This is a genomic window from Mesorhizobium sp. M1227, assembly GCF_040318315.1.
GTDB lineage: Bacteria > Pseudomonadota > Alphaproteobacteria > Rhizobiales > Rhizobiaceae > Mesorhizobium.
Genome location: NZ_JAMYLZ010000027.1, coordinates 81,034 through 87,062 on the forward strand (window position 1 = coordinate 81,034; position 6,029 = coordinate 87,062).

The window sequence follows — 6,029 nt, forward strand, 5'->3', positions numbered from 1 at the left end:
GTTTGAATTTCGTCAATCAGATGCGCGAAAGTCGCTGCGGTAGAGGCCGGGCGATCGTCCGGTCAATCGTTTGAATGCCTGCGAGAACGACGGCACCGATTCATATCCGACGGCGCGCCCGATCTCGCCGATGTTCTGGTTCGTTTCCCGCAGCGCCCTGGCGGCAAGGTTCATCCGCCACCGGGTCACATAGGATAGCGGCGGCTGTCCTACCAGTTGAGCGAAGCGACGCGCGAAGGTGGCTCGAGACTGTGCCGCGCCGCTGGCAAGGGAAGCGATAGTCCAGGGATTGCCCGGCTGCTCGTGGATCATGCGCAAAGCCTGCGCAATGCCTTTGTCGCGCAAGGCGCCAAACCATCCCCCTGTTCCGAGTGGCTGATGTTCGATCCAGGCACGCAACAAGAAGATCAACGTGCTGTCGAGAAGGCGTGGGGCGACAATGTCGTGGCCGCCGAGATCGCCTTTCGCTTCGACCTGCAGAAGTCCCAGGGCAAGCCGCAGCGGCTCGCTGGTGCCAATCTGATTTCGGGTCAAATGGATCAGCGGAGGAAGCAGCGAAACCATCGGGTATGGCCCGACGCCGTCGAGTGAATATCTCGCACAAAGAAGAGTTGTCGCGCCGCTTTCGCTTTTCGGTTCCGCTCCGCTCCGATTCGCGGAAAGGACGGCGGATATCGATGCCGTCGGTGCATCCGCCGGATTGCAAAGGGTATGCCCGATACCGCTCGCGACAAGGATGACATCTCCCTCGCCTAAGCGGATCGGCTCCCTTTCACCGGCTAACCGCAGCCAGCATTCGCCGTTCTGGATGACGTGGATGGCGGCATTCCTTGTCGGATCCACCGAAATACCCCAGGGCCGATGCAGGGTCGCGCTGCCGATCATGGCGCTGCCAAATCTCAGCGAAGCAAGAACTTCGGACAAGGCATCCATGAGAACCATCCTCCGCCGATAACCAGATTGACGATATTAGACGATTGGATAAGAATCTAGGCGAACAGCGTATCGACCGTCTCACAAGCGTGGCTGATCATGTTGGCAATATCGGCCTGCGGACGCCCCTGTCCACGTCGGGCAGAAGCAGGCACCTCACGGAGCAAAAACATGCGTGACGAACCATCAAATCCAGTTCCAGCCAAGATCCATAATTCGCTCGAGACCAACAAAACGATCGTCCTGGACTTCATCGACAAAGCAGTAAACCAGGGCAACATCGAAGCTGCTTCGACGCATTTTGGCGAACGCTACATCCAACACAATCCGAACATTGCGGATGGTGCGGACGGCTTCAAAGCCTATCTGCAGCAGCTCAAACAGTCATTTCCCCTCGTAAGGGGAGAGGTGAAGCGGATTTTTGCCGAAGGGGATTTCGTCATCGTGCACATGCACGCAAAACGCGAACCGGAGGAGGAGGGCCTGGCCATTGTCGACATTTTCAGGCTGAAGGACAGCAAGCTGGTCGAACACTGGGAAGTTCGGCAGCCTATTGCCGATAGCAAGCTGCACGCCAACAGCATGATCTGAATGCGCATAGGCTCTCAGGTTGGCTTGTGCCCGCACGTTTCGCTGATTACGCTGCCGGCGGCAGGGCCAGCACCGGGAGACCATCCGTGAGCATCGAATTTCTGTTGACGTCGCTGATTGTCGTGGCTTCGCCCGGCACCGGCGTTCTCTATACGCTGAGCGCCGGGCTTTCGCGTGGTGCGCGCGCCAGCATCATTGCCGCTTTCGGCTGCACGCTCGGCATTATTCCGCACATGGCGGCCGCCATCACCGGCCTCGCGGCGCTGCTGCATACCAGTGCCGTCGCCTTCGAGACGCTGAAATATCTCGGCGTCGCCTACCTGCTCTACATGGCCTGGAACACGCTGAAGGAGAAGGGTGGCCTGAGCGTCGAAGAAAATGTTGCGCCGCGCTCGGCCGGCAAGGTGATCACTTCGGGCATCCTCATCAACATCCTCAATCCGAAGCTGTCGATCTTCTTCTTTGCCTTCCTGCCGCAATTCGTCAGCACCACCGAACCGCATGCGCTGTCAAAGATGCTGGAGCTCAGCAGCATCTTCATGCTGCTCACCTTCGTGGTCTTTGTCGGCTACGGCGTTTTCGCGGCGTCAATCCGCAGCCATGTCGTGTCGCGGCCAAAGGTGCTGACCTGGATGCGCCGTACCTTCGCCGGAGCCTTTGTCATGCTCGGCGCCAAACTGGCGCTGGCGGACCGGTAGACAGGAAGGTCGCGGGCAGCGCAAATCTATCCCTTCACATAGCCCATGGCCTCGACAATCTGCCCGTCCGCCACGCGCATCAGGTTGACGCCGCGCAGCGAATTGCCGTCGGCCATCCAGTAGCGCCAGCGGATCGTCGCCCGATCACCGGCGACGAAAGTTTCTTCAATGTCGAAGCGCGTGCCGGGTCCGGTTGCGATCGCCGACCACAGTTCGACGCAGGCGCCCTTGCCGATGCGGCGGGCGCCGTCCGGGGCCGGCGTGGTGTTCTCGATCACGCAATCTTCCGCCACCAGATCGTCGAGCGCCGACGGGTCGTGGCGCTGGAAGACGTCGTTGTAGCGCCGCATGATCTCGGCCGTTTCGGCGGAGCGTTTGGCGGCGGCGATGTCGATGACGAGTTCCTGTGTCATTGGATATTCCTTCCCTTCAGTGATCGGTAGCGGTTTCGATGAGGCGGGCCTTGAGCGTGATCACTGCGACGCCGGCCAGCGCCCGCGACACGAGGCAGCTCTCCTTGGCCGTCTGCGCCAGCCGCTCGAACTCCCCCGCCGCCAACCCGGCGACGCTTGCCTCGGTCTCCAGCTCGATATGGGTCAGCGTCGGTCCAGCCGCGGTGGCGCCGAGATGCGCTTTCGCGATCGTGTGGATGCGTGCGGGAGTGTAACCTTCGCGGCCGAGGACGGCGCTCAGCGCCATCGAGAAGCAGCCGGCATGCGCCGCCGCAATCAATTCCTCGGGGTTGGTGCCGGGACCGTTCTCGAAACGCGACGGGAACGAGTAGGCGCCTTCGAAGACGCCGCTGCCGAGCTTCAGCCGGCCCGAACCTTCCTTCAACGATCCCTGCCATTGGGCCTCTGCTTCACGAATGGTCATAATGGTCATTGTGTCTCTCCTTTGATTTGAGGGGTCGATCAGATTTTGGGGCGGACCAGTCAGGCGCTGTCGACGACCACTTTCCCGAAGACGTCGCCTTGCTGGAAATAGCGATAGGCGTCGTTGGCCTCGTCGAAGGCGAACACCTTGTCGATGACAGGCTTAAGCCGATGCACCGAGATGGCGCGCAGCATGGCTTCGAGGTTGGTGCGATTGCCGACGAACAGGCGGCTGATGGTGGCGAGGCTGCGCTGGTAGACCGGGCCGGGGATCTGCACCGTCCCGCCTTTCGCATCCTGTATGGTGAGAAGCACGATGCGCCCGTAAAGCGCGCAGGCGATCATCGATTGCGCGAAGGTCGGCGGGCCGCCGGTCTCGACGACGAGGTCGATGCCGCCGGTCTGCTCGCGCACCGCAGCACCCCATTCCGGCATGTCGGCGGTCGAGACGACGAGGTCGGCGCCCAGCGCCCGCAGCCGGTCCAGCTTCTCGTTGCGCGAGCTGACTGCCACGACACGGCAGCCGAGCAGCTTGGCGAATTGCAGCGCAAATAGCGCGACGCCACCTGAACCGATGACAAGAACCCATTGGCCGGGCTTCGGCATTTCGGCCGCCGTCACGGCATTCCAGGCGGTCAGGCCGGCGCAGGTTAGTGTCGCCGCTTGATGCCAGTCGAGATGATCGGGAAGCCGCACCGCCCATTGCTCGTCGAGCACGGCGTATTCGGCCAGCATCCCGTCCAGCGTGCAGCCAAGCTGGTCGATCAGACCGGCATTGATGCGGCCATCGATCCAGCGCGCAAAATAACTGCCGGTGACGCGGTCGCCGACGGCAAAGCGGGTGACGGCCTCGCCGACCGCAACGACTTCGCCGGCACCATCGCTCAGCGGAACGACCCCTTGGCGCGGCGCCAGTGGATAGCTGCCGTTGAGGATCATCGTGTCGCGGCGGTTGAGCGAAGCGGCGCGGACACGCACGACGATCTCGTGCGGCTTCGGCGTCGGCTGCGCCTCGTCGCGCATCACCAGGCACTTGGTCCCGCAGGTTCCTTCAAGACGATAACTGCGCATTTGCCTCTCGATATGTAGACTGATCTACATATTATGTAGACCGATTGTCATATTCGAGGCAAGGCCTATAATGCTCACTCCTGACAGAGGTTGACATGGCGAACGACACCCGTACCCGCATACTCGAGACCACGGGGCGCCTGCTTCGGCAGCGCGGCTATCACGGCACTTCGCTCAACGACATATTGAGCGCCTCAGGCGCGCCGAGAGGCTCGCTCTATTTTCATTTTCCGGGCGGCAAGGACCAGCTGGTCATCGAGGTGACGCGCGACAGCGTCGAGGACGTCTCGAAAAGGCTGGGCGAGGCCCTTGCGGCCGAAAAGGACCCGGCGGTGGCCGTCCACCACATCTACCAGTCGGTCGCGCGCATGCTGGAAGACAATCGGTTCACGCTCGGTTGCCCGATCGCGCCCGTGGTCTTGGACTCGCCGATCGACATGCCGGAACTGGCCGAATTGTGCCGGTCCGCCTTCGAGCAATGGATAGGCTTGCTCAGGGCGGCCTTCGTCAGGGCAGGGGTGCCCGAGCGACGCGCGCACGCGCTGGCACTGCTGGTCGAATCATCGCTGGAAGGGCTGATGGTGATCGCACGCGCCACCCACGACCGCGCCCCGGTGCTGGCGGTAGCCGATGAGGTCGCGGCGCTGATTGAGGGCGCTTTGCCGGCCAAGAGTGCCACTGCCGCGGTGCATTGATATCGCCGCTTGAGCCGGGGCAGCCCGCTATGAAGCAAACAAAAAGGGCGGCATCGCTGCCGCCCTTTCCGAAAGCTTGCGAGATTGGCTGGATTAGAAATCCATGCCACCCATGCCGCCCATGCCGCCGCCGCCCATGCCGCCAGGCATGCCGCCGCCAGCCGACTCCTTCTTCGGAGCCTCCGCGATCATGGCTTCGGTGGTGACCAGCAGGCCGGCGACCGAGGCCGCGTCCTGCAGAGCCGTGCGCACAACCTTGACCGGATCGACGATACCCATGGCGATCATGTCGCCATATTCGCCGGTCTGGGCGTTGTAGCCGAAGGTTGCCCCCTTGTTCTCAAGGATCTTGCCGGCAACGATCGATGCTTCCGCACCGGCGTTGGCCGCGATCTGGCGGGCCGGAGCCTGCAGCGCGCGGCGCACGATGTTGATGCCGGCGGCCTGGTCGGAGTTGGCGCCGGTTGCCTTGATGCTCAGCGAAGCGCGCAGCAGTGCGACGCCGCCGCCGGGAACGATGCCTTCTTCGACGGCCGCGCGGGTCGCGTTGAGGGCGTCATCGACGCGGTCCTTCTTTTCCTTGACTTCCACTTCGGTCGCACCGCCGACGCGGATGACGGCAACGCCGCCCGCCAGCTTGGCGAGACGTTCCTGCAGCTTCTCCTTGTCGTAGTCCGAGGTGGTCTCCTCGATCTGCTGCTTGATCTGGGCGACGCGGCCCTGGATTTCGGCCTTCTTGCCGGCGCCGTCGACGATGGTGGTGTTCTCCTTGGAGATCGACACCTTCTTGGCGCGGCCGAGCATGTTCAGGCCGACATTCTCGAGCTTGATGCCGAGGTCTTCGGAAATGACCTGGCCACCGGTGAGGATGGCGATGTCTTCCAGCATGGCCTTGCGGCGATCACCAAAGCCCGGCGCCTTGACGGCGGCGATTTTCAGGCCACCGCGCAGCTTGTTGACGACCAGCGTGGCCAGGGCCTCGCCTTCGACATCTTCCGAGATGATGACCAGCGGCTTCGAGGTCTGCACGACGGCCTCGAGGATCGGCAGCATGGCCTGCAGATTGGAGAGCTTCTTCTCGTGGAGAAGAATGTAGGCGTCTTCCAGATCCGCAACCATCTTCTCGGCGTTGGTGACGAAGTAGGGCGAGAGATAGCCGCGGTCGA

General features: G+C 62.4%; 8 protein-coding genes. 3 read left to right on the plus strand and 5 right to left on the minus strand.

The window, feature by feature from the left end; translation table 11 throughout:
- Positions 1–12: 12 nt before the first annotated feature.
- On the minus strand, positions 13–942 hold the full coding sequence (locus NKH28_RS25270; protein WP_352980674.1) for an AraC family transcriptional regulator: 930 nt from the start codon (positions 940–942) through the stop codon (positions 13–15).
- 162 nt (positions 943–1,104) lie between these two features.
- Here NKH28_RS25270 and NKH28_RS25275 point away from each other — a divergent pair, with 162 nt between their 5' ends.
- A complete protein-coding gene (locus NKH28_RS25275) occupies positions 1,105–1,524 on the plus strand; it encodes a nuclear transport factor 2 family protein (RefSeq protein WP_352472665.1) in 420 nt (139 codons plus the stop codon).
- Between the two features lie 86 nt (positions 1,525–1,610).
- Positions 1,611–2,222, plus strand: coding sequence for a LysE family translocator (locus tag NKH28_RS25280; protein WP_352684918.1), 612 nt, complete (start codon positions 1,611–1,613; stop codon positions 2,220–2,222).
- A gap of 26 nt (positions 2,223–2,248) precedes the next feature.
- On the opposite strand, the gene NKH28_RS25285 is transcribed toward NKH28_RS25280, so the two are convergent.
- Genes NKH28_RS25285 through NKH28_RS25295 form a run of 3 tightly spaced genes read right to left on the minus strand, consistent with a single transcriptional unit; the run spans position 2,249 to position 4,168 of the window.
- The gene (locus NKH28_RS25285) at positions 2,249–2,635 is read right to left on the minus strand and encodes a nuclear transport factor 2 family protein (RefSeq protein ID WP_352569753.1); all 387 of its coding nucleotides are present in this window, start codon (positions 2,633–2,635) and stop codon (positions 2,249–2,251) included.
- A gap of 16 nt (positions 2,636–2,651) precedes the next feature.
- Entirely contained in the window at positions 2,652–3,098 is a 447-nt protein-coding gene (locus NKH28_RS25290) for an OsmC family protein (protein ID WP_352980677.1), read from the minus strand.
- A 59-nt stretch (positions 3,099–3,157) separates the two neighbouring features.
- Positions 3,158–4,168 (minus strand): zinc-dependent alcohol dehydrogenase family protein, encoded by a 1,011-nt coding sequence (locus NKH28_RS25295; RefSeq protein ID WP_352980675.1) that lies wholly within the window; start codon positions 4,166–4,168, stop codon positions 3,158–3,160.
- A 95-nt stretch (positions 4,169–4,263) separates the two neighbouring features.
- Between NKH28_RS25295 and NKH28_RS25300 the strand changes: the two genes are divergently transcribed.
- Complete coding sequence (locus NKH28_RS25300; protein ID WP_352684914.1) at positions 4,264–4,863, plus strand: TetR/AcrR family transcriptional regulator; 600 nt, start codon at positions 4,264–4,266, stop codon at positions 4,861–4,863.
- A 93-nt stretch (positions 4,864–4,956) separates the two neighbouring features.
- Here the strand turns inward: NKH28_RS25300 and groEL are convergent.
- Positions 4,957–6,029, minus strand: a 1,073-nt coding sequence (gene groEL / locus NKH28_RS25305) for a chaperonin GroEL (RefSeq protein WP_352980676.1), incomplete at its 5' end; no start/stop codon positions are given.

Excerpts from the sequence above, each read along its gene's own strand:
- NKH28_RS25270 (WP_352980674.1), bottom strand. The coding sequence starts at position 942 with ATGGTTCTCATGGATGCCTTGTCCGAAGTTCTTGCTTCGCTGAGATTT.
- NKH28_RS25275 (WP_352472665.1), top strand. The coding sequence starts at position 1,105 with ATGCGTGACGAACCATCAAATCCAGTTCCAGCCAAGATCCATAATTCG.
- NKH28_RS25285 (WP_352569753.1), bottom strand. The coding sequence starts at position 2,635 with ATGACACAGGAACTCGTCATCGACATCGCCGCCGCCAAACGCTCCGCC.
- NKH28_RS25290 (WP_352980677.1), bottom strand. The coding sequence starts at position 3,098 with ATGACCATTCGTGAAGCAGAGGCCCAATGGCAGGGATCGTTGAAGGAA.
- NKH28_RS25295 (WP_352980675.1), bottom strand. The coding sequence starts at position 4,168 with ATGCGCAGTTATCGTCTTGAAGGAACCTGCGGGACCAAGTGCCTGGTG.
- NKH28_RS25300 (WP_352684914.1), top strand. The coding sequence starts at position 4,264 with ATGGCGAACGACACCCGTACCCGCATACTCGAGACCACGGGGCGCCTG.